General features: G+C 74.4%; 24 protein-coding genes and 1 tRNA gene. 13 read left to right on the top strand and 12 right to left on the bottom strand.

Annotated elements, in window-relative coordinates:
* Positions 1 to 97 precede the first annotated feature (97 nt).
* The 3 genes from ABT093_RS01400 to ABT093_RS01410 all read right to left on the bottom strand — a co-directional run bounded on the left by ABT093_RS01400 (position 98) and on the right by ABT093_RS01410 (position 2,747).
* Positions 98 to 841 (bottom strand): NUDIX hydrolase, encoded by a 744-nt coding sequence (locus ABT093_RS01400; protein WP_350558612.1) that lies wholly within the window; start codon positions 839 to 841, stop codon positions 98 to 100.
* Positions 838 to 1,713, bottom strand: a complete 876-nt coding sequence (gene nth, locus ABT093_RS01405; RefSeq protein WP_350558615.1) for an endonuclease III — start codon at positions 1,711 to 1,713, stop codon at positions 838 to 840. Before nth ends, ABT093_RS01400 begins: the two co-directional genes overlap by 4 nt.
* An 83-nt stretch (positions 1,714 to 1,796) precedes the next feature.
* On the bottom strand, positions 1,797 to 2,747 hold the full coding sequence (locus tag ABT093_RS01410) for a beta-ketoacyl-ACP synthase 3 (protein WP_350558618.1): 951 nt from the start codon (positions 2,745 to 2,747) through the stop codon (positions 1,797 to 1,799).
* A 92-nt stretch (positions 2,748 to 2,839) separates the two neighbouring features.
* On the opposite strand from ABT093_RS01410, the gene ABT093_RS01415 reads away from it, so the two are divergent.
* A complete protein-coding gene (locus ABT093_RS01415) occupies positions 2,840 to 3,508 on the top strand; it encodes a TetR/AcrR family transcriptional regulator (protein ID WP_350558620.1) in 669 nt (222 codons plus the stop codon).
* A 52-nt stretch (positions 3,509 to 3,560) separates the two neighbouring features.
* Here ABT093_RS01415 and ABT093_RS01420 read toward each other — a convergent pair whose 3' ends face one another.
* Positions 3,561 to 4,451 (bottom strand): isocitrate lyase/PEP mutase family protein, encoded by an 891-nt coding sequence (locus ABT093_RS01420; protein ID WP_350558622.1) that lies wholly within the window; start codon positions 4,449 to 4,451, stop codon positions 3,561 to 3,563.
* A 140-nt stretch (positions 4,452 to 4,591) separates the two neighbouring features.
* Between ABT093_RS01420 and ABT093_RS01425 the strand changes: the two genes are divergently transcribed.
* Both ABT093_RS01425 and ABT093_RS01430 read left to right on the top strand, forming a co-directional pair.
* Positions 4,592 to 5,596: a DUF5937 family protein gene (locus ABT093_RS01425; RefSeq protein WP_350558624.1), complete on the top strand. Its 1,005-nt coding sequence runs from the start codon at positions 4,592 to 4,594 to the stop codon at positions 5,594 to 5,596.
* A 318-nt stretch (positions 5,597 to 5,914) separates the two neighbouring features.
* The gene (locus ABT093_RS01430) at positions 5,915 to 6,589 is read left to right on the top strand and encodes a Crp/Fnr family transcriptional regulator (protein ID WP_030288117.1); all 675 of its coding nucleotides are present in this window, start codon (positions 5,915 to 5,917) and stop codon (positions 6,587 to 6,589) included.
* Positions 6,590 to 6,663: 74 nt separating this feature from the next.
* Here the strand turns inward: ABT093_RS01430 and ABT093_RS01435 are convergent, their stop codons facing one another.
* The 5 genes from ABT093_RS01435 to sp36 form a co-directional block, all read right to left on the bottom strand.
* A complete protein-coding gene (locus tag ABT093_RS01435) occupies positions 6,664 to 7,491 on the bottom strand; it encodes an MBL fold metallo-hydrolase (protein WP_350558627.1) in 828 nt (275 codons plus the stop codon).
* A complete protein-coding gene (locus ABT093_RS01440) occupies positions 7,488 to 7,664 on the bottom strand; it encodes a hypothetical protein (RefSeq protein ID WP_350558630.1) in 177 nt (58 codons plus the stop codon). Before ABT093_RS01440 ends, ABT093_RS01435 begins: the two co-directional genes overlap by 4 nt.
* A gap of 80 nt (positions 7,665 to 7,744) precedes the next feature.
* Positions 7,745 to 8,632: an NUDIX hydrolase gene (locus tag ABT093_RS01445; RefSeq protein WP_350558633.1), complete on the bottom strand. Its 888-nt coding sequence runs from the start codon at positions 8,630 to 8,632 to the stop codon at positions 7,745 to 7,747.
* 94 nt (positions 8,633 to 8,726) lie between these two features.
* Entirely contained in the window at positions 8,727 to 9,191 is a 465-nt protein-coding gene (locus tag ABT093_RS01450; protein WP_350558636.1) for a RidA family protein, read from the bottom strand.
* A complete protein-coding gene (sp36, locus tag ABT093_RS01455; protein ID WP_350541473.1) occupies positions 9,188 to 9,346 on the bottom strand; it encodes a Sp36 family protein in 159 nt (52 codons plus the stop codon). The genes ABT093_RS01450 and sp36 overlap by 4 nt, the downstream gene beginning before the upstream one ends.
* Before the next feature lie 200 nt (positions 9,347 to 9,546).
* Between sp36 and bagA the strand changes: the two genes are divergently transcribed.
* A complete protein-coding gene (gene bagA / locus ABT093_RS01460; RefSeq protein WP_350558639.1) occupies positions 9,547 to 10,623 on the top strand; it encodes an ATPase BagA in 1,077 nt (358 codons plus the stop codon).
* Positions 10,624 to 10,721: 98 nt separating this feature from the next.
* Entirely contained in the window at positions 10,722 to 11,858 is a 1,137-nt protein-coding gene (bagB, locus tag ABT093_RS01465; RefSeq protein ID WP_350559207.1) for an ATPase BagB, read from the top strand.
* Positions 11,859 to 11,980: 122 nt separating this feature from the next.
* Here the strand turns inward: bagB and ABT093_RS01470 are convergent, their stop codons facing one another.
* Positions 11,981 to 12,304: a WhiB family transcriptional regulator gene (locus tag ABT093_RS01470; protein WP_344338874.1), complete on the bottom strand. Its 324-nt coding sequence runs from the start codon at positions 12,302 to 12,304 to the stop codon at positions 11,981 to 11,983.
* Positions 12,305 to 12,727: 423 nt separating this feature from the next.
* Here ABT093_RS01470 and ABT093_RS01475 point away from each other — a divergent pair, with 423 nt between their 5' ends.
* Entirely contained in the window at positions 12,728 to 15,079 is a 2,352-nt protein-coding gene (locus tag ABT093_RS01475) for a transglycosylase domain-containing protein (RefSeq protein WP_350558642.1), read from the top strand.
* 124 nt (positions 15,080 to 15,203) lie between these two features.
* Here ABT093_RS01475 and ABT093_RS01480 read toward each other — a convergent pair whose 3' ends face one another.
* On the bottom strand, positions 15,204 to 15,659 hold the full coding sequence (locus ABT093_RS01480) for a GatB/YqeY domain-containing protein (protein WP_350558645.1): 456 nt from the start codon (positions 15,657 to 15,659) through the stop codon (positions 15,204 to 15,206).
* A 94-nt stretch (positions 15,660 to 15,753) separates the two neighbouring features.
* Between ABT093_RS01480 and ABT093_RS01485 the strand changes: the two genes are divergently transcribed.
* The 4 genes from ABT093_RS01485 (at position 15,754) to ABT093_RS01500 (ending at position 18,011) form a co-directional block, all read left to right on the top strand.
* Positions 15,754 to 16,368: a CGNR zinc finger domain-containing protein gene (locus ABT093_RS01485; RefSeq protein WP_350558648.1), complete on the top strand. Its 615-nt coding sequence runs from the start codon at positions 15,754 to 15,756 to the stop codon at positions 16,366 to 16,368.
* Positions 16,369 to 16,372: 4 nt separating this feature from the next.
* The gene (locus ABT093_RS01490) at positions 16,373 to 16,807 is read left to right on the top strand and encodes an SRPBCC family protein (RefSeq protein WP_350558651.1); all 435 of its coding nucleotides are present in this window, start codon (positions 16,373 to 16,375) and stop codon (positions 16,805 to 16,807) included.
* A gap of 84 nt (positions 16,808 to 16,891) precedes the next feature.
* Entirely contained in the window at positions 16,892 to 17,836 is a 945-nt protein-coding gene (locus ABT093_RS01495; RefSeq protein WP_350558654.1) for a metallophosphoesterase, read from the top strand.
* Positions 17,837 to 17,937: 101 nt separating this feature from the next.
* A tRNA-Pro gene (locus ABT093_RS01500) sits at positions 17,938 to 18,011 on the top strand.
* An 862-nt stretch (positions 18,012 to 18,873) separates the two neighbouring features.
* Here the strand turns inward: ABT093_RS01500 and ABT093_RS01505 are convergent.
* Positions 18,874 to 19,899 carry an AfsA-related hotdog domain-containing protein gene (locus ABT093_RS01505; RefSeq protein WP_350558657.1) on the bottom strand — a complete coding sequence of 342 codons (1,026 nt, stop codon included), beginning with the start codon at positions 19,897 to 19,899 and terminating at the stop codon, positions 18,874 to 18,876.
* A 125-nt stretch (positions 19,900 to 20,024) separates the two neighbouring features.
* Between ABT093_RS01505 and ABT093_RS01510 the strand changes: the two genes are divergently transcribed.
* The 3 genes from ABT093_RS01510 (at position 20,025) to ABT093_RS01520 (ending at position 22,569) form a co-directional block, all read left to right on the top strand.
* Entirely contained in the window at positions 20,025 to 20,654 is a 630-nt protein-coding gene (locus ABT093_RS01510) for a ScbR family autoregulator-binding transcription factor (RefSeq protein ID WP_350558660.1), read from the top strand.
* Positions 20,651 to 21,751, top strand: a complete 1,101-nt coding sequence (locus tag ABT093_RS01515; RefSeq protein WP_350558663.1) for an NAD-dependent epimerase/dehydratase family protein — start codon at positions 20,651 to 20,653, stop codon at positions 21,749 to 21,751. Before ABT093_RS01510 ends, ABT093_RS01515 begins: the two co-directional genes overlap by 4 nt.
* 143 nt (positions 21,752 to 21,894) lie before the next feature.
* The gene (locus tag ABT093_RS01520) at positions 21,895 to 22,569 is read left to right on the top strand and encodes a TetR family transcriptional regulator (RefSeq protein ID WP_350558666.1); all 675 of its coding nucleotides are present in this window, start codon (positions 21,895 to 21,897) and stop codon (positions 22,567 to 22,569) included.
* Positions 22,570 to 22,583: the final 14 nt, after the last annotated feature.

The raw sequence follows: 22,583 nt of genomic DNA on the forward strand, positions 1-22,583 counted from the left end.
CCTTCGCCCGGGCGGCCGATCGCCGAATCCGGCCGGGACCGGACGGGGCCGACACGCCCCGCCCGCCGCCCCGAAGCTCACCGCGTCACCCTGCGGTTCACGGCGCCGCGGCGTCGCGGCCGAGCGCCGCGCGGGAACGTTCCAGGTCGCCCTGCACCAGCGCCAGCGCCTCGTCCGAGAGGTCGACGATCCGGTCGGTGTCCCACGGCCGCTCCAGGCCGCTGTGGTGCAGCACCCGGTCGATCACCCCGGCCGTGAAGCCCCAGACCAGCCGCCCGGCGACCGTGAAGGCCGGCCCCAGGTGACCGGACGGGTGCCGCAGCCGGGCCCGGTTGGCGGGGTCGGTCAGCTCCGCGACCGGCACCCGGAACACCGCGCCGGTCTCCCCGAGGTCCACCGGGCGGACCGGCGACTCCTCGCGCCACCAGCCGAGCACGGGGGTCACCACGAACCGGCTGACCGGGATGTACAGCGCGGGCAGGGCCGCGAAGACCTGCACGCCGGCCGGGTCCAGCCCGGTCTCCTCCCACGCCTCGCGCAGCGCCGCCGCCACCGGCCCGGACCCCGCCGGGTCGCCGTCCTCCGGGTCCAGCGCGCCGCCCGGGAAGGACGGCTGCCCGGCGTGCGAGCGCAGCGAGCGGGCGCGTTCGATGAGCAGCAGGTCGGGCCCGGAGGGGCCCTCGCCGAACAGCATCAGCACGGCGGCGGCCCGGCCGCCCCCGGCCGGCGGCAGGAAGCTGCTCAGCTGCTCGGGCAGCACCCGCTCGGCGGCCTCCCGGACCGGCTCCAGCCAGCGCGGCAGTCCGTCCCGCTCGATTCGCGGCGCCCCCCGCCCGCTCACTCGGCCACCGCCAGGTCGGCGACCTGGCCGTGGTGCGCGGCGGCGTCGGCGCGGGCGCCGGCCTCGCCCGGGAAGTCGGCGGGCGGCCGCAGCCGCTGGCCCGGGTGGCCGCCCAGCTCGTACTTCAGCAGCTTCCCCGCCTTCTCCGGATCGGTCTCGCCCTCCCCGTAGGCGGGGCAGAGCGGCGCGATCGGGCAGGCCCCGCAGGCCGGCTTCTGGGAGTGGCAGATGCGCCGGCCGTGGAAGACCACCCGGTGCGAGAGCATCGTCCACTCGGACTTCGGGAAGATCTCCGCGACCGCCGCCTCGACCTTCACCGGGTCCTCCTCGGTGGTCCACCCGAAACGGCGGGCCAGTCGCCCGAAGTGGGTGTCCACGGTGATCCCGGGAACGCCGAAGGCGTTGCCGAGGACGACGTTGGCGGTCTTGCGGCCGACGCCGGGCAGGGTGACCAGGTCGGCCAGCCGGCCGGGCACCTCCCCGTCGAACTCGTCGCGCAGCGCGATCGACAGGCCGATCAGCGCCTTCGCCTTGTTCCGGAAGAAGCCGGTGGGGCGGATGATCTCCTCCAGCTCCGCGGGGTTCGCCGCCGCCATGTCCTCCGGGGCCGGGTACTTCGCGAACAGCGCCGGCGTCGTCTGGTTCACCCGCAGGTCGGTGGTCTGGGCCGACAGCACGGTGGCCACCAGCAGCTGGAAGGGGTTGTCGAAGTCCAGCTCCGGGTGCGCGTACGGGTACAGCTCCGCCAGCTCCCGGTTGATCCTCCGTGCCCGCCGCACCATCGCCAGCCGGGACTCCGGCTTGCGCACCCTGACCGTCTTCCCCACCGGCTTCCCCGCAGACGCGGTCTTCCGGACCTTGCTCTCTGCCATGCGTGAAGGCTACGCCGGACGGCCGCGCTCCTGCGGCGGATCGGGCAGGACCGCCCCCGCGCGGTGACCGTCCGCCGGGCCCGTCAGGGGCAGCCGACGACCTGGCCGGCCCAGGAGAGGCCGCCGCCGAAGCCGAGCAGCAGGGCGGGGGCGCCGGTGGGCACCTCGCCGCGTTCGACGAGCTTGGCGAGGGCGAGCGGGACGGAGGCGGCCGAGGTGTTGCCGGACTCGACGACGTCGCGGGCCACCACGGCGCCGGTGGCACCGAGGCGGTCGACCAGCGCCTCGACGATCCGCAGGTTGGCCTGGTGGGTGACCACCGCGCCGAGGTCGGCGGGGGTGAGGCCGGCCCGGCGGCAGGCCTCCTCGGCGATCGGCGCCAGGGTGGTGGTCGCCCAGCGGTAGACGGTCTGGCCCTCCTGGCGGAAGCGCGGCCGCCAGTCGTCGTCCAGCCGGACGGCGTGGCCCTTGGTCGGGTCGGAGCCCCAGACCACCGGTCCGACGCCCGGACGGCCGGCGGCCCCGGTGTCCGGGCCGAGCACGGCGGCGCCCGCGCCGTCGCCGAGCAGGACGCAGGTGGAGCGGTCGGTCCAGTCGGTGACGTCGCTCATCCGCTCCGCGCCGACGACCAGCGCGTACCGGGCGGCCCCGGCCCGGACGGCGTGGTCGGCGGTGGCCAGCGCGGTGCAGAAGCCGGCGCAGCCGTTGTTGACGTCGAAGCCGGCGGCCGCCGGGATGCCGAGGCGCCCGGCGACCCGGGTGCCGATGTTCGGGCAGCGGTCGCGCGCGGTGCAGGTCGCGACCACCACCAGGTCGATCTCCCCGGGGGCGAGTCCGGCGGCGGCCAGCGCCTTGCCGGCGGCGGAGGCGGCGAGGTCGGTGACGCTCTCCTCCTCGGCGATGCGGCGGGTCACGATGCCGGTGCGCTGCCGGATCCACTCGTCGCTGGTGTCGACCAGCCGGGCGAGGTCGTGGTTGGTCAGGACCTTCGCGGGCTGGTGGTGGCCCAGCGCGACGATGCGGGAACCCGGCATGGCTGCTCCTCGGTGATGGGGCGTCATCACGCCGGACTATAGCGTCCGAACGGTCGGACGCTAAATGGTCCGGCGGTCGCTACACTGACGCGGTGAGCCCGAGAAGATCCGCCGCCGACACCCGCCGGACCCGCGCCTCGATCCTGGCCCGGGGGCTGGACCTCGCCTCGGTCGAGGGGCTGGAGGGCCTGACCATCGGCCGGCTCGCCACCGACCTGTCGATGAGCAAGTCCGGCGTCCTGGGCCACTTCGGCACCAAGGAGAGCCTGCAGCTGGCCGTCGTCGACGAGGCGGTCGCGCTGTTCGTGCGCGAGGTGGTGCACCGCTCGGAGGCGGCCGGGGCCGCGCCGGGCCTGCCGCTGCTGCTCGCCCAGTGCGAGGCCTGGGTCTCCTACCTGGAGCGCGACCTGCTGCCCGGCGGCTGCTTCTTCACCGCCGTGACCGCCGAGTTCGACGACCGGGAGCCCGGGCCGGTCCGCTCGGCGGTGGCCGCGCGCAACGCGCTCTGGCAGCGGAGGGTGCGCCACCAGGTCGAGCTGGCGGTCGCCGCCGGGCAGCTGCCCGCCGGGACGGAGCCCGAGCAGACCGTCTTCGAGCTGACCGGGCAGGTGCTCGCGCTCAACCACGCCCGGCGGCTGTACGGAGACCGGGGCGCCGCCGACCGCGCCCGGCGCGCGATGCGGCGGCTGCTCGGGCTGCCGGACCCGGGCGCCGGGCAGCCGGCGGCGCTCGCCGAGCTGCCCGCGCCGCCGGAGGCCTGACGCCCGCCGGGGCACGGCCCTGCCGACGGGCCGGCCGGGGCGGCCGGGCCCGTCAGCCGCGGAACAGCGCGTCGACCTCGCCGAAGCCGAGGGCGCCGGCCGGCGCCGTCAGGGTGCCGGGGCCGAGCAGCTCCGCGGCCGCCCGCAGCGCGGCGGTGTAGGCGAGCTGCGCCACCGCGGTGCCCGCGCTGATCCGGCGCACCCCGGCGGCGGCGAGTTCGGCGACGGACGGCCCGCCGGCCACCGCCATCGCGTTGACCGGCAGCGGCGAGCGCGCGCAGAGCGCGGCCAGTGCGTCGAGGTCCAGCAGTCCCGGCACGAAGAGGCCGTCGGCGCCCGCCGCCGCGTACGCCTCGGCGCGGACCAGCACGTCGTCGAGGCCGCCCAGCCCGAACAGGAAGACGTCGGTGCGGGCGTTGACCAGCAGCTCCGGCAGACCCGCCGACCGCGCCGCCGTCCGGACCGCGCGCAGCCGGGCGGTCTGCTCCTCCACCGCGAACAGCGGGCCGCCGACCGCCGTGGAGTCCTCCAGGTTGACGCCGGCCGCGCCCGCCTCCACCAGCGCCCGGACGGTGTCCGCGACATCGGCGGGCGCGGGTCCGTAGCCGCCCTCGGCGTCCACCGTGACCGGCAGCTCCACGGCGGCCGCCACCCGGCGGGCGGCCTCGACGGCGCTCGCGCGGTCGAGGCGCTGGCCGTCGCCCCGGCCCAGCGACCAGGAGACTCCGCCGCTGGTGGTGGCGATCGCGGCGGCGCCCGCCGAGGCGATCACGGCGGCGCTGCCGGCGTCCCAGGCGTTCGGCAGGACGAGCACGCCGTCCGCGACCAGCGCCCGCAGGCGGGCGGCCTTCGCACGCAGGGCGGCGGACGGGGCGGGGATGGACGGGGCGGCGTCGGAGGGCAGGGCGGGGGTGGAGGGCAGGGCGGGGGTGGACGTGGTCATGAGGGGTCACCGGCTTTCACGGATCGGGGCGGAGCGGAGCGCGGGTGGTGCGACGACGGCATCCTGCGGGCGGCGGGCACCCGCGCTCCAGTGATTAAGCTGAGGCCGAATCACGGCCGGGGCGGGAGGGCGGGGCACCGATGCGGACCGAACTCGCTCTCTCGGCCGACGACCTGGCGCGCACCCGCTTCGCCGTCTCCCCGATGTGGGAGGTGGTGACCAGCCTCCGGGTGCTCGCCCAGCCGGCCGTCCCCGCACCGCACCGGCGCTGGGCCGCGCAGGTCCGCCCCCGGCTGGCCGCCGCCGGGCCCGCCGTCCGCCGGCTGGCCGCGATGGTCCCGCCCACCGGCCACCTGCCGGACTTCCTCACCCCCGTCCCCGGCACCGCCACCCCCGCGCTCGCCGACGAGCTGGCCGCGATCACCGCGACCTCCCCCGGACCGGTCCGCGCCGACCTCGCCGTGCTGGCCGCCGAACGCGGCGGCCGGCTGCCCGCCGTCCTCGAAGCGCTGCACCGCGACCCGGCCGCCCGGCTGCCCCGGCTCGCGGCCGACATCGAGACCTACTGGGAGCTGGCGCTGGCGCCGTACTGGGCCCGGATCCGCGCCCTGCTCGACGCCGACGTGCTGCACCGCGCCCGCCAGGCGGTCGGGCACGGCACCGCCCGGGTCCTCGACGACCTGCACGGGACCGTCCGCTGGGACGGCAGCGGGCACGGGGCGCTGCGGCTGGAACAGCGGCACTGCGCGGTCGAACGGCTGGACGCCGCGGCCGGCCTGGTGCTGGTGCCCTCGGTGTTCGCCTGGCCGCGGGTGCTGACCCGCGCGCTGCCGCCGGACCCGCCGCAGCTCGCCTACCCGGCCCGCGGGATCGCCACCCTGTGGGAGCCCCGCCCGGCCGCCGGCGCCCCGGACGCGCTCGCCGCCGTCCTCGGCCGCTCCCGCGCCCGGCTGCTCGCCGAACTCGACGCGCCCGCCTCCACCACCGAGCTGGCCCGGCGCACCGGGCTCTCCGCGGCCGGCGTCTCCCAGCACCTCACAGCCCTGCGCGCGGCCGGGCTGACCAGCGCGCACCGCGCCGGCCACGCCGTGCTGTACGCCCGGACCGCCCTCGCCGACGCCCTGCTCGACCCGGACCGGTCCTGATCGATCCCGACCGGACCTGAAGCGATCCTGAACCGGGCCCGCGCCGGACCCGCGCTGGACACGAGCCGGAGGTGAGCCGGAGGTGAGCCGGGAGCGACCGGATCCGACCGGCGCACGGGGCCCCGACAACCGGCTGACCTGCCGGTTCGGGCGGCGCCCCGGACCGCCCCGGCGGTACGAATGGCCCCGCGCAGCACACCTCGGCACACCCCCTCCTCATATGATCGGAGCGACATGCGCCATGCTTGGTGATGCAGAGCACTGTACGAACTTGTGCCGGAGGGCTTGACGGCCGGCCGGCCGAGAAGGAGGAAGCACGTGGACGACGTTCTGCGGCGCGCCGCACTCTTCGCGGCACTCGACGACGAACAGGCCGGCGAGCTGCGCGCTTCCATGACCGAGGTGACGCTCGCCCGCGGCGAGTCGCTGTTCCACGAGGGCGACCCGGGCGACCGGCTGTACGTCGTCGCCGAGGGCAAGGTCAAGCTGCACCGCGCCTCGCCGGACGGCCGCGAGAACATGCTCGCCGTCCTCGGCCCCAGCGAGATGATCGGCGAGCTCTCGCTGTTCGACCCGGGCCCGCGCACCGCCACCGCCAGCGCGCTGACCGAGGTCAAGCTGCTCGGCCTCGGCCACGGCGACCTCCAGCCCTGGCTGCACGCCCGCCCCGAGGTCTCGATCGCGCTGCTGCGCGCCATCGCCCGCCGGCTGCGCCGGACCAACGACGTGATGTCCGACCTGGTCTTCTCCGACGTGCCCGGGCGCGTCGCCAAGGCCCTGCTGGACCTCTCCCGCCGCTTCGGCGTGCAGTCCGAGGAGGGCATCCACGTCGCCCACGACCTCACCCAGGAGGAGCTGGCCCAGCTGGTCGGCGCCTCCCGCGAGACGGTCAACAAGGCGCTCGCCGACTTCGCCGGCCGCGGCTGGCTGAAGCTGGAGGCCCGCGCGGTCGTCCTGCTGGACGTCGAGCGGCTCTCCCGCCGGTCCCGCTGACCGCGCACCGCTCACGGAAGGGCCCGCACGCTCCGGCGTGCGGGCCCTTTCCACGAGCGGTGCCGGCCCGGGCGTCAGTCCGGGATGAGCCCGTGCTCCCGCAGGTACCGCAGCTGGGCCTGCACCGACAGTTCGGCGGCCGGCCACAGCGAGCGGTCCACGTCCGCGTAGACCCGGGCCACCACCTCGGCGGCCGTCCGGCAACCCGCCTCGACCGCCGTCTCCACCTGGGCCAGCCGGCCCGCCCGGTGCGCCAGGTAGTAGTCCACCGCGCCGAGCGCGTCCGCGAGCACCGGGCCGTGCCCGGGCAGCACCGTCCGCACACCGTGCTCGGCCGCCATGGTGTGCAGGTGGCGCAGCGAGTCCAGATAGTCGCCGAGCCGGCCGTCCGGGTGGGCGACCATCGTGGTGCCGCGGCCCAGCACGGTGTCGCCGGTGAGGACCGCGCCGTCGGCGGGCAGGTGGAAGGTCAGCGAGTCCGAGGTGTGACCGGGCGTGGCGATCACCCGCAGGTCGAGGCCTCCGACGTCCAGGCGCTGGCCGTGCGTGAGGCCTTCGGAGCCGAGCCGGTGCGCCGGGTCCAGCGCGCGGACCTCGGTACCGGTCAGCTCGGCGAACCGGGCCGCGCCCTCGGAGTGGTCCGCGTGGCCGTGGGTCAGCAGGGTGAGCGCCACCCGCGTGCCGCGCTGCTCGGCGGTCTCGATCACCCGGCGCAGATGGCCCTCGTGCAGCGGGCCCGGGTCGATCACCACCGCGAGGTCCGAGCCGGGCTCGGAGAGCAGCCAGGTGTTGGTGCCGTCCAGCGTCATCGGGGACGGGTTCGGCGCCAGCACGCAGAGCGCGCGGGCGGTGGCCTCGCCGCCGATCGCGGCGGCGGGGTCACCGGGCAGCAGTCCGCTCACCGGCCGCCCTCGCCGTCGCGATGCAGCAGGCGCAGGGGCAGCGCGCGGACGAGGGCGCGCTGGGCCACCTCGGTGAAGGGGACCTGGGCGCTGTCACAGGCCGGGGTGCGCGGGGTCAGGCTGCGGGCGGGCATCCGGGGTGCCGTCCGGCGAGCCACGTCGTTGTGGGTCATCGGGCGAAGGTCCTTTCGTCTCGCGGGGTGCGTCGGGGGATGGATGGGTCCGGTGGGAGAACGGGGGCGAGGGCGCGGCGTCAGTCGACGCGTTCCTCGGGGAACTCGGGGAAGGTGCCGTCGATGGTCAGTTCGTCGTACCCCGGCCAGCGGACGGTCAGCCGCTCGCCGTGCACCTCGGCGCGGCCGAGCACCGGCTCCAGCGAGCGCTCGGCCGCCGCGCCCAGCGCCTCGGCGGCGCTGCGCACCGGCAGCAGTTCGCGCAGCACGGTGACGGTCGGCGGCAGCATGCCGAAGCGGCCCTCCTGGTAGCCGCGGACGGCCTCGGCCGGGGTGAGCCAGGCCACCCGGTCGGCCTCGCCGACCTCGCGGGCGGCGTCCTGCCCGGGCGGCAGGGCGGCGACGAAGAACCAGGTGTCGTAGCGGCGCTCCTCGAACGCCGGGGTGATCCAGCGCGCCCAGCCGGCCAGCAGGTCGCTGCGCAGCAGCAGGCCGTGGTCACGCAGGAAGTCGGCGAAGGAGAGCTCGTGGGCCTCCAGCGCGGCGCGTTCGGCGCTCCAGTCGCGGGGCTCGGCGACGCTGCCGGCGTCCGGGCCGGCCAGCAGGACCCCGGCCTCCTCGAAGGTCTCGCGGACCGCGGCGCAGACCACCGCCTGCGCGGTCGCGGCGTCCACCCCGAGCCGCTCGGCCCAGGCGCGCGGACCGGGGCCGGCCCAGCCGAGCTCCGCCTCGGCGTCCCGCCGGTCGACCCCGCCGCCCGGGTAGGCGTACATGCCGGCGGCGAAGGCCATCGAGGTGCGGCGGCGCAGCAGGTACGCCTCGGGCCCGGCGCCCCCGGCGGTGTCCCGGAGCAGCACCACGGTGGCGGACGGCCTGGGCACGGGCGGGGTCAGCTCGCCGGCGTCGGCCGCCCTGATCCGGGCGGGCCAGCCGGGCGGCATCGGGAGCGTCGTTGCTCGCTGGTCCATGCCCGGATGCTAAGCGCCCGGGGGCGGGGTTGGACAGGGGTGATCCGTTGTCCGACCCCGCCCCCGGCAGGTGCGCGGGCGGCGGGCGTCCGGGTCAGGCGCGGACGCGGACCTGCAGCTCGACCTCGACCGGGGCGTCCAGCGGCAGCACGGTGACGCCGACCGCGCTGCGGGCGTGCACACCCGCCTCGCCGAACACCTGACCGAGCAGCTCGCTGGTGCCGTTGATCACACCGGGCTGGCCGGTGAAGTCGGGGGCGGAGGCGACGAAGCCGACCACCTTGACGACCTGCTCGACCAGGTCGAGGTCGCCGATCACCGACTTGACGGCGGCCAGCGCGTTCAGCGCGCAGATCTGCGCGAGCTCCTTGGCCTCCTCCGGGGTGACCTCGGCGCCGACCTTGCCGGTGTTCGGCAGCTTGCCGCCCACCATCGGCAGCTGGCCGGAGGTGAAGACGAACTCACCGGTGCGCAGCGCGGGCACGTAGGCGGCGACCGGCGCGGCCACCGGCGGCAGGGTCAGACCCAGCTCGGCGAGCTTCTCCTCGACCTTGCTCATGCCTGCTTCTCCCGCTTGAAGTAGGCCACCAGCTGCTCCGGGTTCGGGCCCGGTACGACCTGGACGAGCTCCCAGCCGTCCTCGCCGAAGTTGTCCAGGATCTGCTTCGTGGCGTGCACGAGCAGGGGTGCCGTCATGTATTCCCACTTGGTCATGGCCAGACTCTAGACGCTCCGTCCCGGCGGACCGGCACGGTCCGCGCCCGGGCGCGCTCCGGCGTGTGAAGTGGCCCACAAACCGGGCATGATTCAGGCCCGGCCCCCGGGGTAGTCCCGGCATCCGGCGCGGTCCCTGGTTACCCTCGCGGAAGGGCACCCGTGTGGTGCCGGCCCTCGGAGACGGACGGAGACGGAGCGTGGCACGCACCCCCGGCCAGGCGGCCCGGCGCGATCCCGACTGGGAGGGCGTGCGGTTGCACGTGGTCAGCGGCAAGGGCGGAACCGGGAAGACCACGGTGGCCGCGGCACTGGCGCTGGCGCTCGCCGCGCGGGGCCACCGGACGCTGCTGATCGAGGTGGAGGGGCGGCAGGGCATCGCCGAGCTGTTCGGCATAGCGGCGCTGCCGTACGAGGAGCGCCGGATCGCCTCGGTCACCCCCGCCCAGCTGGGCCTGCCGGCCGAGGACGGCGCCGCCGGCGGCGAGGTGCACGCGCTCGCCATCGACACCGAGCAGGCGCTGCTCGAGTACCTCGACATGTTCTACAAGCTCGGCCGGGCCGGGAAGGCGCTGCAGAAGGTCGGCTTCGTCGACTTCGCCACCACCATCGCCCCCGGCGTGCGGGACGTCCTGCTGACCGGCAAGGCCTGCGAGGCCGCCCGCCGCAAGGGCCCGGACGGGCGGCGCCGGTACGACGCGGTGGTGATGGACGCGCCGCCGACCGGGCGGATCACCCGGTTCCTGAACGTCAACTCCGAGGTGGCCGGCCTGGCCCGGATCGGCCCGATCCACAGCCAGGCGCAGGCCGTGATGCGGGTGCTGAAGTCGCCGGAGACCGCCGTGCACCTGGTCACCCTGCTGGAGGAGATGCCGGTCCAGGAGACCGTCGACGGCTTCGCCGAGCTGCGCGAGGCCGGGCTGCCGGTGGGCGGGGTGCTGGTCAACATGGTCCGCCCGCCGGTGCTGGACGCGGCGGCGGTGGCCGCGGTGGACGGCGACCACCGCGAAGAGGTCGCGCTGGCCCTCGGCGAGGCCGGCCTCGGCGGCCGCTCGCGCAAACCGGAGACCGTCCGGGCGGCGGTCGATCCGCTGCTCGACCCGCTGCTGGAGCAGGCCCGGGAGCACGCCGAGCGGGTGGAGCTGGAGCGCGCGCGGCGCGCCGACCTGCAGCAGCTGAAGCTCCCGACCTACGAACTTCCGCTGCTGGGCGAGGGCGTGGACCTCGGCGGGCTCTACCGGCTGGCGGGCGAACTGAAGCGTCAGGGGGCAGCGTGAGCGGGCGGAACAGCGTGCGCGACGGCGTCGGCAGCGGCGGTGCGGGTACCGGCAGCGGCGGTGCGGGCGTCGGCAACGGCGGCGGCCGGCCGCTCGCCGTGGACCGGCTGATCGACGACCCGAAGACCCGGATCATCGTCTGCTGCGGCTCCGGCGGCGTCGGCAAGACCACCACCGCGGCGGCGATCGGCCTGCGGGCCGCCGAACGCGGCCGCAAGGTCGTCGTGCTGACCATCGACCCGGCCCGCCGGCTGGCGCAGTCGATGGGCCTGACCGAGCTCGACAACACCCCGCGGATCGTCAAGGGCGTCAGCGGCGACGGCGAGCTGCAGGCCATGATGCTCGACATGAAGCGGACCTTCGACGAGGTCGTGCTGGCCCACGCCGAGCCCGAGCGGGCCCGCGCGATCATGGAGAACCCCTTCTACCAGTCCCTGTCGGCCGGCTTCGCGGGCACCCAGGAGTACATGGCGATGGAGAAGCTCGGCCAGCTGCGGGCGGCCGAGGAGTGGGACCTCATCGTCGTCGACACCCCGCCGTCGCGCTCGGCGCTGGACTTCCTGGACGCGCCGAACCGGCTGGGGTCCTTCCTCGACGGCAAGGTGATCCGGATCCTGACCGCGCCGGCCAAGGTCGGCGGCCGGTCCGCGATGAAGTTCCTGAACGCCGGGATGGGCCTGTTCACCGGCACCCTGGGCAAGATCTTCGGCGCCCAGCTGCTGACCGACGTGCAGACCTTCGTCAGCGCGATGGACTCGATGTTCGGCGGCTTCCGCGAGCGCGCGGACCGCACGTACCAACTGCTCCAGGCACCGGGCACGGCGTTCCTGGTGGTGGCCGCGCCGGAGCGGGACGCGCTGCGCGAGGCGGCGTACTTCGTGGACCGGCTGGCCGCCGACCGGATGCCGCTGGCCGGCCTGGTGCTCAACCGGGTGCACGGGACGGGCGCGCCCCAGCTGACCGCCGAACGGGCGCTGGCCGCGGCGGAGGCGCTGGAGGAGAACGGTTCGGAGCACGCCTCGCCGGCGGCCGAACTGCTCGCGGCGGGGCTGCTGCGGCTGCACGCCGAGCGGATGCAGGTGATGGTGCGCGAGCGCCGGACCCGCGACCGCTTCGTCTCGGTCTACCCGGACGTGCCGATCGTCGAGGTCGCCGCGCTGCCCGGGGACGTCCATGACCTGGACGGTCTGCGGGCGATCGGCGAACGGCTCAGCGGCACCGTCTGCGCCGACTGAACCCCCGGACACCGGTCCGGCCCGGGCCCCCCAGCCCGGGCTCACCGACCGCGCGCGTCGCGCGCCCCGGGGATCAGCCCGCCTTCGGCCCGTCGTGAGCCCACCTCGAACCCGCCCGGGGCTCAGCCCGCCTGGGCGTAGTCCGTCAGTATCACGCCGGTGGCCAGCGATGCCTCGTACTCGGTGCGCGCGGTCTCCAGCAGCCGGCGCCACGAGATCACGGTCGGCCGACGGCGCAGCAGCGCCCGGCGCTCGCGCTCGGTCATCCCGCCCCAGACCCCGAACTCCACCCGGTTGTCCAGTGCGTCCGCCAGGCACTCCGTGCGCACGGGGCACCCGCTGCACACCGCCTTGGCGCGGTTCTGCGCCGCCCCCTGGACGAACAGTTCGTCCGGATCACTCGTGCGGCAGGCGGCCTGCGCACTCCAGTCGTCTACCCAGCCCATGCCGGCGCCGTCCTCTCCCGAATCGAGGCTCCCCCACGGCGGCAACGGCATATTCACCGTTGCCAGTTGAGGACGTTACGGAAGAACGACAGCTTGCAACAGCCCCTTCGGGCTCAATCTCGAATGACCCAATTGGACTATGGGTGGCGATCAGCTCACTCGTTGGAGTGATCGCAGGTCGCAAGCCTTGCCAGGGTCACGGGCGCCACTCTCGCCACGCAAGCCGTCACGCAGTGCTACCGGACACAGGGGTGCAGTGGGCTACAGCTGCCTCAAAAGCCCACCAAGAGCGGGCAATTCGGGCAATTCTCATCACTCACAAGAGTGATCGATGCTGACGCAGCGAAGCTGTCGCAAGCTTGTGACAAGCCTAGGCGAACACCTGCCCCGGTGTGCGGCATTCGGCAACGTAGGGTTCTCCCCATGGCACCGAAGCTCCCCCAGGCATCCCCGCCCCCCGGCAACACCGGAGCTCCGCGCGGCAAGCGCCGCGGGTCACCGCTCGACTTCGCGGGACACGGAGTGAAGTTCCTGGGGGTCAGCGTCCTCTCCGGCGTCCTGCTCGCCGGTATGGCCCTGCCCGCCGTCGGCGCGCTCGGGCTGACCGCGAAGAACACGGCCGAGGGCTTCTCCAACATCTCGGACGACTTCAAGACCCCGCCGCTCACCCAGGCCACCCAGATCTTCGACGCCAAGGGCGGCCTGATCGCCAAGGTCTACGAGCGCGACCGCACCGTCCTCACCGCCGACCAGATGTCGCCGTACATGCGGCAGGCCCAGGTCGACATCGAGGACGCCCGCTTCTACGAGCACGGCGCCGTCGACCTCAAGGGCGTGCTCCGGGCGATCAGCAAGAACGCCGAGAGCGGCACCGCCTCCCAGGGCGCGTCCACGCTGACCCAGCAGTACGTGAAGAACGTCAACGTCGAGAAGGCCGGCGACGACCAGGCCGCCGTCCTGGAGGCCCAGCGCAAGACCCTGGGCCGCAAGATCCAGGAGCTGAAGGTCGCGATCAAGCTGGAGGAGGATCTGACCAAGGACCAGATCCTCACCAACTACCTCAACATCACCTTCTACGGCCACCAGGCGTACGGGATCGAGGCGGCGTCCCAGCGCTACTTCAGCAAGTCCAACAAGGACCTCACCGTCGCCGAGGCCGCCACCCTGGCCGGCCTGGTGCAGAACCCGTCGCAGTACGACCCGGTGCGATTCCCGGACAACGCGGTGAAGCGGCGCAACGTCGTGATCGACAAGATGGTCGAGAACAAGCACATCACCGCCGACCAGGCCAAGGAGGCCAAGGCCGCCCCGCTGGGCCTGAAGTACAAGGACCCGCAGAACGGCTGCATCACCGCCCAGGCGGGCATGGGCTTCTTCTGCGACTACGTGCGGCACGTGGTCAAGCAGGACCCGGTGTTCGGCAAGAACGCCGCCGAGCGCAAGAAGTTCTGGGACCAGGGCGGCCTGAACATCTACACCACCCTCGACCCGGACAAGCAGGCCGCCGCCCAGGCCGCGGTCACCAGCAAGGTCAAGGTCACCGACCCGGTCTCGGCCGCCACGACCATGATGGAGCCCGGCACCGGCAAGATCCTGGCGATGGCCCAGACCCGTCCGTACGGCCTGGAGCCGGCCAAGAACCAGACCGTGGTCAACCTCAACGTCGACGCGGCGATGGGTGGCGGCAACGGCTTCCAGCCCGGTTCGACGTTCAAGCCGATCATCGCCGCGGCCGCCCTCGAGAACGGCATCTCGCCCACCAAGCCGTACCCGTCGGAGAACCGCATCGAGTGGCCGACGATGAAGACCTGCGAAGGCACCTGGAAGAACACCTACAAGGGCAACGAGCGCTACGTCCCGAACGAGAGCAAGAGCGAGGTCGGCCCCTACGAGCTGAAGCAGGCGATGGCCCTCTCGGTCAACACCTACTTCGTCCAGATGGAGCAGGAGATGGGGCTCTGCCCCGTCAAGCAGATGCTCGACAAGCTCGGCATCACCACCACCGCCTCCGGCGCCAAGCTGGAGGTCGTGCCCTCGATCACCCTGGGCACCAAGGAGATGTCGCCGCTGACCATGTCGAACGTCTACGCGACCTTCGCCGCCCGCGGCAAGTACTGCACGCCGATCGCGATCAACAAGATCACCACGGTCGACGGCAAGGAGGTCAAGGTCCCGCAGACCAGCTGCACCCAGGCCTTCTCCGAGCAGACCGCCGACGCGATGAACACCGTCCTGCTCAACGTGACCGAGAAGGGCACCGGTGCCTCCCTCGGCCTGGAGGACGGCCGCCAGATCGCCGGCAAGACCGGTACCACGGACAAGAAGAAGGCCGCCTGGTTCAGCGGCTACACCCCGCAGCTCGCGACCGCGGTGTGGATCGGCGGCCCGACCGGCGGCGTCGAGATGAAGAACATGAAGATCGGTGACACCTACTACGGCGCCGACGGCGTCTTCGGTGCCACCGGCCCCGGCCCGATCTGGAAGATGGCCATGGACGGCGCGCTGAAGGGCTCCCCCAAGGAGACCCTGCCGACCATCGACATCCCGGACCCGGCGCCCAAGATCGACCCGAACGCCACCGCCCCGGCCACCCCGCCGGCCGACCCGAACGCGGCGGGCAACCCGCCGCCCGCCCAGAACCCCGTCCCCGGCGGCCCCGGTACCAACGCGGGCGGCGTGATCGGCGGCGGCTTCACCTTCCCGCCGGGCGTCATCGGCGGCGGTGACGGGAACGGCAACGGGAACGGCAACGGGAACGGCAACGGGCGCCACTGAGCGGACGCCCTGGTGAACGACGAGGGGCGCCCCCCGAGCGATCGGCTCGGGGGGCGCCCCTTCGGCGTGCGCGGCCCGTAGGTGGGCCGTTCGTGGGCCGTTCGTGGGCCGCGTGCGTCGCGGCTCAGCCGGCGAGGGCGGACTTCACCGCGGCGGCCACCCGGCCGCCCTCGGCCAGGCCCTCGACCTTCGGCCGCACCAGCTTCATCACGGCGCCCATGCCCTGCGGCCCGCTCGCCCCGCTCTCCGCGACGGCGGCGGCCACGATCGCGGCCAGCTCCTCGTCCGACAGCTGCTTGGGCAGGTACCCGGCCAGCACCTCGCCCTCGGCCCGCTCGCGGGCGGCCTGCTCGCCCCGGCCGGCGGTGTCGAACGCCTCGGCGGCCTCCCGGCGCTTCTTCGCCTCCCGGCCGATGACCTTGAGCACGTCGGAATCGGAGAGCTCGCGCTTGGTCTTGCCCGCCACCTCCTCGCTGGTGACGGCGGACAGCGTGAGCCGGATGGTGGACGAGCGCAGCTCGTCCCGGTCCCTGATGGCAGCCGTGAGGTCCTCCTGCAGCTGCTCCTTGAGCGTGGTCATGGCCCCGAGTCTCCCACCTGCGACGTTCCGCTGCCCACCATTAACCCGCGCCCCCGTCTTCCGCCGGCTCGCCGACACCGATTAAAGTGGTTACATGACCGACGAGCGAACCCCCGGCCTGGTCCTGCACTCTCCCGGCGGTACGCGGTTCCACTTCGACCCCGGCACGCTCTGCCTGGAGCTGCTGCCCACCGGCGGTCCCGGCCCGTACGCCCGCTACGAGGTGCTGCACCGTCCCGCCGACCTCGCCGACTGGGCCGGGAGGTCCCGGCTGGGCCTGCCGCCCGGCGCCGTCCGGATCACCGACGCCCAGCTCACCGCCGTCCGCACCCTGCGGGACGCCCTCTGGCGGCTCACCGCGGCCCGCGCCGCCCACGGCCCCGGTGCCGGGGAGCCCGCCGACCGCGCCGTGCTCAACCGGGCCGCCGCCCGGTCCCCGCTCGCCCCGCAGATCGCCCCCGACGGCACCGCGGCCCCGCCGCTGCCCGGCGACGGCGACCAGCTGGCCTCCACCGTCGCCCGCGACGCCATAGCGCTGTTCACCGGCCCGTCCGCGGACCGGATCCGCGAGTGCGCCGCCGACAACTGCTTCCTGCTCTTCGTCGACACCTCGCGGCCCGGCCGGCGGCGCTGGTGCTCGATGGAGCGGTGCGGCAACCGCCACAAGGTCCGGGCCCTGCGCGCCCGGCGCGAACAGGACGAGGAGTGATCCCGTGCACACCACCACCCCCGGCCGCCCGGTCGGACTCACCAGGGACGCCGGCTGGGAGATCGGCGTCTCCCGCACCCTGCCGCACCCGCCCGAGGCCGTCTGGTCGCTGCTCACCTCCCCCGACGGTCTCGCCCTGTGGCTCGGCCCCGGGGCCCGCCTCGCCGACCGGGTCGGCGGGCCCGTCACCGCCGACGACGGCTCCGCGGGCGAACTGCGCGGCCTGCGCCCCGGCTCGCGGATCCGGCTCACCTGGCGGCCCGCCGGGCGGTCCGCGGCGACCACCGTGCAGGTCACGGTCACCCCGGGCCGGGGCGGCACGCTGCTGCGCTTCCACCAGGAGCGGCTCCACGACGAGGCGGAGCGCATCCGGCGGCGCGCGCACTGGCGCGCCGTCCTGGACGCGGTGGCCGCCGAACTCGCCCCGGCCGCCGGCTGAGCCGACCGGGTGCGCCCCCGCGCCGTGTCCCCGTGCGACCACCGGCAGTTCACCTGCTGATCCGCCGTCTGAGAGCATGGAACGATGCGACCGCTGTACTCCGTTCCCCTCGGAATCGCCGCCACCGGCGCCGCCTGCCTCGCCTACTCCGTTGGGTACGAGGTCCGTTCCTTCCGCCTCCGCCGGATCGAGGTCCCGGTCCTCCCCCGGGGCGCCCGCCCCGTCCGGGTACTGCAGGTCTCCGACATCCACATGGTGAGCGACCAGGGCAAGAAGCAGCGCTGGCTGCAGAGCCTCGCGGGCCTGCGCCCCGACCTGGTGGTCAACACCGGCGACAACCTCTCCGACCCGCTCGGCGTCCCGGCCGTCCTGGACGCGCTCGGGCCGCTGATGGAGTTCCCCGGCGTCTACGTCTTCGGGTCCAACGACTACTACGGCCCCGCCCGCAGGAACCCGGCCCGCTACCTCCAGGCCATGCGCAGCGGCGTCCACGGCATGAACAACCCCGACGGCACCGCCGCCCGCGGCATCAGCGGCGCCGTCCACAACCCGTGGGAGAAGCTGCGCGACAGCTTCGACGCGGCCGGCTGGCTCGACCTCACCAACACCCGGGGCCGCCTCACCGTCGCCGGCCTCGACCTGGAGTTCACCGGCCTGGACGACCCGCACATCCGGCGCGACCGCTACAGCGAGGTCGCCGGCGGCCCCTCCGCCGACGCCGATCTCTCCCTCGCCGTCGTGCACGCCCCCTACCTGCGCGTCCTCGACGCCTTCACCGCCGACCGCTACCCGCTGATCCTCGCCGGCCACACCCACGGCGGCCAGCTGTGCGTCCCCTTCTACGGCGCCCTGGTCACCAACTGCGATCTCGACGCCAAGCGGGTCAAGGGCCTCTCCACCCACCAGGCCGGCGGCAGCCGCTCCTACCTCCACGTCTCGGCCGGCTGCGGCACCAACCGCTACACCCCCGTCCGCTTCGCCTGCCCGCCCGAAGCCACCCTCCTCACCCTCACCCCGACCCCCCACTGACCCGCCCACCCCGCTCGCCGAGATACCGGATTTCGTCTCTCGGCGAGCGTCCGGTAGAGTTCTACTCGTCGCGAAGGAGACGGAGCGACAAACAGAAAAACCGGGGTGTGGCGCAGCTTGGTAGCGCGCTTCGTTCGGGACGAAGAGGCCGTGGGTTCAAATCCCGCCACCCCGACCCAGTAAGACCAGCTCAGGGTCGGTCTCCCGCAAGGGAGACCGACCCTGACTGGCTTTTGGGGCCCGCTCCGGGGCGATCCTGGAGAAGATTGGAATTCCTCTCCGGAGTCTTCTCCCGTCGGCCGCGCTTCAGGAGGACATCGAGGACGGCCGCGGGTGAGCCGGGACACATCCGGCGACGCGCCTCCAGCGCGGCCTCCCGGATCGATGCGAGGCCGGCGACCGGTCCCTTCCACGTGCTCGCCGGCGAGTCCCGGCCCGACCACCCCGCTCCGGGAGGCCGTACGACGCCGGATCATGGCAGTAGGGGCACGCGCCGCAGCAGCTCGCTCCAACTGCCGGGCACGGGAGCGTACTCGGCGTCGACCATGGGCCCTGAGCCCTTTGGGCCCGTGGGCACCCCGGCAGTTGTGACATCTGGCGAGGGAATGAGCCCCGGGGACAGCGGCAGCCGGCTCACGGCCAACCAGGCGGTGCAGAACCTCGCCGGCGGCGTGGCGACCGCTGTCGCGGTCTTCCTCTCGGAGAGGAAGCGGGAGAAGCGCCCTGCCCGCCGCGTCTGCGGCCGAAGCTCCCGCGTCATGGACCGGTACGGGAACTGCGGCCCCCCACAGGAACAAGTGGTGGAACGGAGAGCTGACCTACAAGCCGATGCGGGCCCTGGGGCCGGCAGTGCGCGCCCGCCCCCGGCACCCCGCCCTTGCCCGCCCGGCTCAGGGCCGGTCTCCCGTGAGGGGGAGCGGCCCTGAGCGGATCTCGGCAAGCGCCCGGGTGCCCTTCGCCGGTGGGCTTCGAGTGACCCGTCCCGTACTTCGGCGAGTCGGTTCGTGATCCGGCTACGGGCCCGTGGGGGGAGTGGGTCAGGCGGGGGTGAGGGGGGTGGTGGTGACGATGATGGAGCAGGAGGGGGTGTGGGGGCCCTGTTGGAGGGTGACGCCGACGCGGTCGCGGCGGGCGGGGTCGCGGGGGAGCTGGGTGACCTCGACCAGGCAGGGCTCGTCGAGTTCGACGTAGCGGGTGAAGTCGCACTCCATGGCGACGGCCATCACCGGCTCCTGGTGGTGCAGGGCCTGTGCGGCCTGCCGGGCGGCGTCCAGGAGGAGTGAGCCGGGCGCGTGGTCGACCGGGTGGTCGAAGTGGACCGGGTGGTGGGTGTCGACCCGCAGCTGCCAGCGGCGGGCGCGGCCGGTGGCGGAGAGCGCGACCTCGCGGGGCACCGCGCGGCCGGCCCGGGCGGCCGGGATCGGCGCGGGCAGCGGGACGGCGCGGGCCATCATCTCGGCGGCGTCGCCCCTGTCGGCGCGCAGGCGCCGGTAGATCGCCGGGGTCTGGACGGTGAAGCGGGTCTGCGCGGTGGCGATCGGCTCGCCGTCCCGGCTGACCACGTAGGCGAGCGTCAGCGCGGCCACCCGGTTGCCGCGGCGGACCACGTCCTGGCAGACGGCGTCGATCCGCACCTCGTCGTCGGCCCCGCCGGCACGCCGGGCGGGGGCGCTGTCGCCGGCGGCGCGCTGGCGCGGGACCGCGTCCCGGGCGCCGGCCCACAGGCCGCCCGGGATGAGCGCGTAGCCGAAGTGGTCCCAGATCAGCTGGTGGCCGAGCGGAACGCCGAACGCCACGTGCGAGAGCAGCGGGAAGGTCTGACGGATGGTCTCCACCAGGAGCATCGGGTCGTGGTAGCCGTTGCGGACGCCGTAGGCGCGGTGGTCGCGCGGCCACCGGGCGGTGATCCGGTAGGAGTCCTCGGCGAGTTGCTCCCAGGCGGTCAGCAGCACCTCCTCGGCCGCCCGCTTGTGCACGTACTCCTTGGGCACGGTCACCGGCACGCCGGTCATGGCCGCGTCGAGCGAGCTGGTCATGGTGGTGCTGTGGTCTGTGCGAAACATGGATGCACTCCCCCAGAGTGGCCACAGGCAAGGTGAAAGATCGGCGCTCCGGTGTGTACGCCGGGCTCCATGGCGAATAACATAGAGGTCGTTCTTTTTGTTTGTCGAGGCGTTTGGAGTGACTCGTGGCAAGAGCCAAGCAGGAACGAGCCGTACGCACCCGCGAGACCATCCTGCGGGCCGCCGCGCAGATCTTCGACGAGTACGGCTTCAGCGGCTCCAGCGTCAGCAAGATCATCAACCGGGCCGGGACCACCCAGGGGGCGATGTACTTCCACTTCAAGTCGAAGGAGGACCTCGCCAAGGCGGTCATCGACGAGCAGGCCTCCGACCTGGAGCTTCCGGAGCAGCCGGAGGGGCTGCGCCAGCTCATCGGGCTCAACCTCTACCTGGCCGACGAGCTGCAGGGCAACGTGCTGCTGCGCGCCGGCGTCACCCTCGCCGTCGAGCAGGGGCAGCTCGGACTGCGCGACTTCAGCCCGTACGAGATGTGGGCCGAGCAGTTCCGCGCCGAGCTGGAGGCCGCCCGGCGGGCCGGCGAACTGCTCGACGACGTCGTGATCGAGGAGCTCGCCCAGGTGCTGGTCGCGGCCTACACCGGCTCGCAGATCATGTCCCACCTGCGCACCGGGCGCGCGGACCTGCCGGAGCGGATCGTCCAGCTGTGGTGGTTCCTGCTGCCCGGCATGGCACCCGCGCCGGTGGTCGAGGAGCTGCGCGCGGTCCTCCTGGAGCGCCGGGGGCAGTCGGCATGACCGGGGCACGGGGGAACACCAGGGGGCGGCGAACGGGCGCGGACGGGCCCGCCGTCCTGCTGACCGGGGCCGGCGGCTTCATCGGCTCCGCCGTCCTGGCCGAGCTGCGCGCCCGGCCCGGCGTCGGTGAGATCCGGGCGCTCACCCGCTCCTTCGCGCCGGCCGGGACCGTCCCGGTCGCGGCGGACCTCGCCGATCCGGCGACGCTGCGCGGCGCGGCCGACGGCGCCGACGTGCTGATCCACCTGGCCTCGCTGGTCGGCGGCCCGGAGCAGGAGTGCGCCTCCGTCAACGTGCACGGCACCCGGGCACTGCTGGCCGAGGCCGGCCGGGCCGGGGTCGGCCGGATCGTCCACCTCTCCACCTGCGCGGTCTACGGCACCGGCCCGCACCGGGGCATCGGCGTGGACGAGGTGGCGCCCGCGCCCGTCTCGGCGGCCAGCCGCACCCGGCTGACCGGCGAGCGGGCGGCGCTGGACGCCGGGGCGGTGGTGCTGCGGGCGCCGCTGGTGCTCGGCGCCGGCGACCGCTGGGTGGTGCCCTGCCTGGCGGACCTGCTCCGCCGGGTGCCGGCCCGCTGGGACGGCGGCGGGGCGCTGCTCTCGCTGGTCGCGGTGAGCGACCTGGCCCGGCTGGTCGCGGACCTCGCCCTCGCCCCGGAGCCGCCCACGGTCCCGGCCGGGGTGTACCACGCCGGCCATCCCCACCCCGTCACCATCGCGGGGCTGTTGGCGGCGCTCGCGGAGCACGGCGTGCTTCCGCCGGTACCCGACGCCGACTGGCCCTGGGAGCGCTGCGCCGCCGAACTCCGCAGGGTCCCGGGGGTGTTCGGCGAGCGACAGCTGGAGCTGATGGCCCGTCACCACTGGTACGCCGCCGGGCCGATCTGGCGGCTGGCCGGCAGCGACCCCGGCCCCGGACCGCTGCACCGGCTCGCCGAGGCCGCGCCCTGGTACCGCGCGCACCTCGCCGCAGCCGCGGACGGGAGCCCCGGATTTGCGCCAACCCCCTTGCCTTTTCGGGCATTTACCAAGGAAGTGCCAAAGCCGACGGGGGATCCGGCGGATACCGTGCGTATGCATCACGCCGGAGCGTAACGTCGCCGTGTCACCGGGCCGGTACGCGCCGGCACGCCCCGACCGCGCGAAGGAGCCACGCCGACCATGTGGTTCGTCCACCCCCACCCTCCGACCGCCCCGGCGGCGGACCTCCCCGAACCCGGCCCGGCCGGCGGTGCGCGATGAGACAGGAACGCGCCCAGCAGACCCACCGGACACTGCTGCGCGCCGCGGCCACGGAGTTCGACCGGCACGGCTACGCGGGCACCTCGCTGGCCCGGGTCAGCCAGAGCGCCGGGGTCACCATGGGGGCGCTCACCTTCCACTTCCCGTCCAAGGCCGCCCTGGCGGACGCGGTCCGCGCACAGGCGACGGCGCTCACCCGGGCGGCGGTCGCCCGTACCTCCGGTGCGGACGGGCAACCCGGCGCGGGTGTCGCCGAGTTGCTGGACACCCTCACCCGGCTGCTGGAGGAGGAGCCGAGCGTGCGGGCAGCCGCGCGGCTCACCTGGGAGCAGCCGGAGTCGGCCGGCAACTGGCACGCGGGCTGGAGCCCGGACCTGCGCGACCGGCTGGCCCGCGAGCGCGCTGTCGGGGCCGGTACCGGCACCGGCCTCGACGACACCGTCCCCGACAGCACCGGTCCCGACGGCGCCCGCCCCGACAGCACCGGCCCCGACGGCGCCGACCTGGAGGTGCTGGCCCACTGCCTGGTGGTCGGCGCCGAGGCCCTGCGGCGCGGAGTCGTCACCCTCGACGGCGACGATCCGGCCGAACGCGCGGAGGTCCACCAGCGGCTCGGACGGCTCTGGCGCCGCGCGGTGGCCGGCCCGCCGGCCCCCGGCGCACCCCGCTGACCAGCGGCTCCACA

The sequence above is a fragment of the Kitasatospora sp. NPDC002551 genome, assembly GCF_040296005.1.
Taxonomy (GTDB): domain Bacteria; phylum Actinomycetota; class Actinomycetes; order Streptomycetales; family Streptomycetaceae; genus Kitasatospora.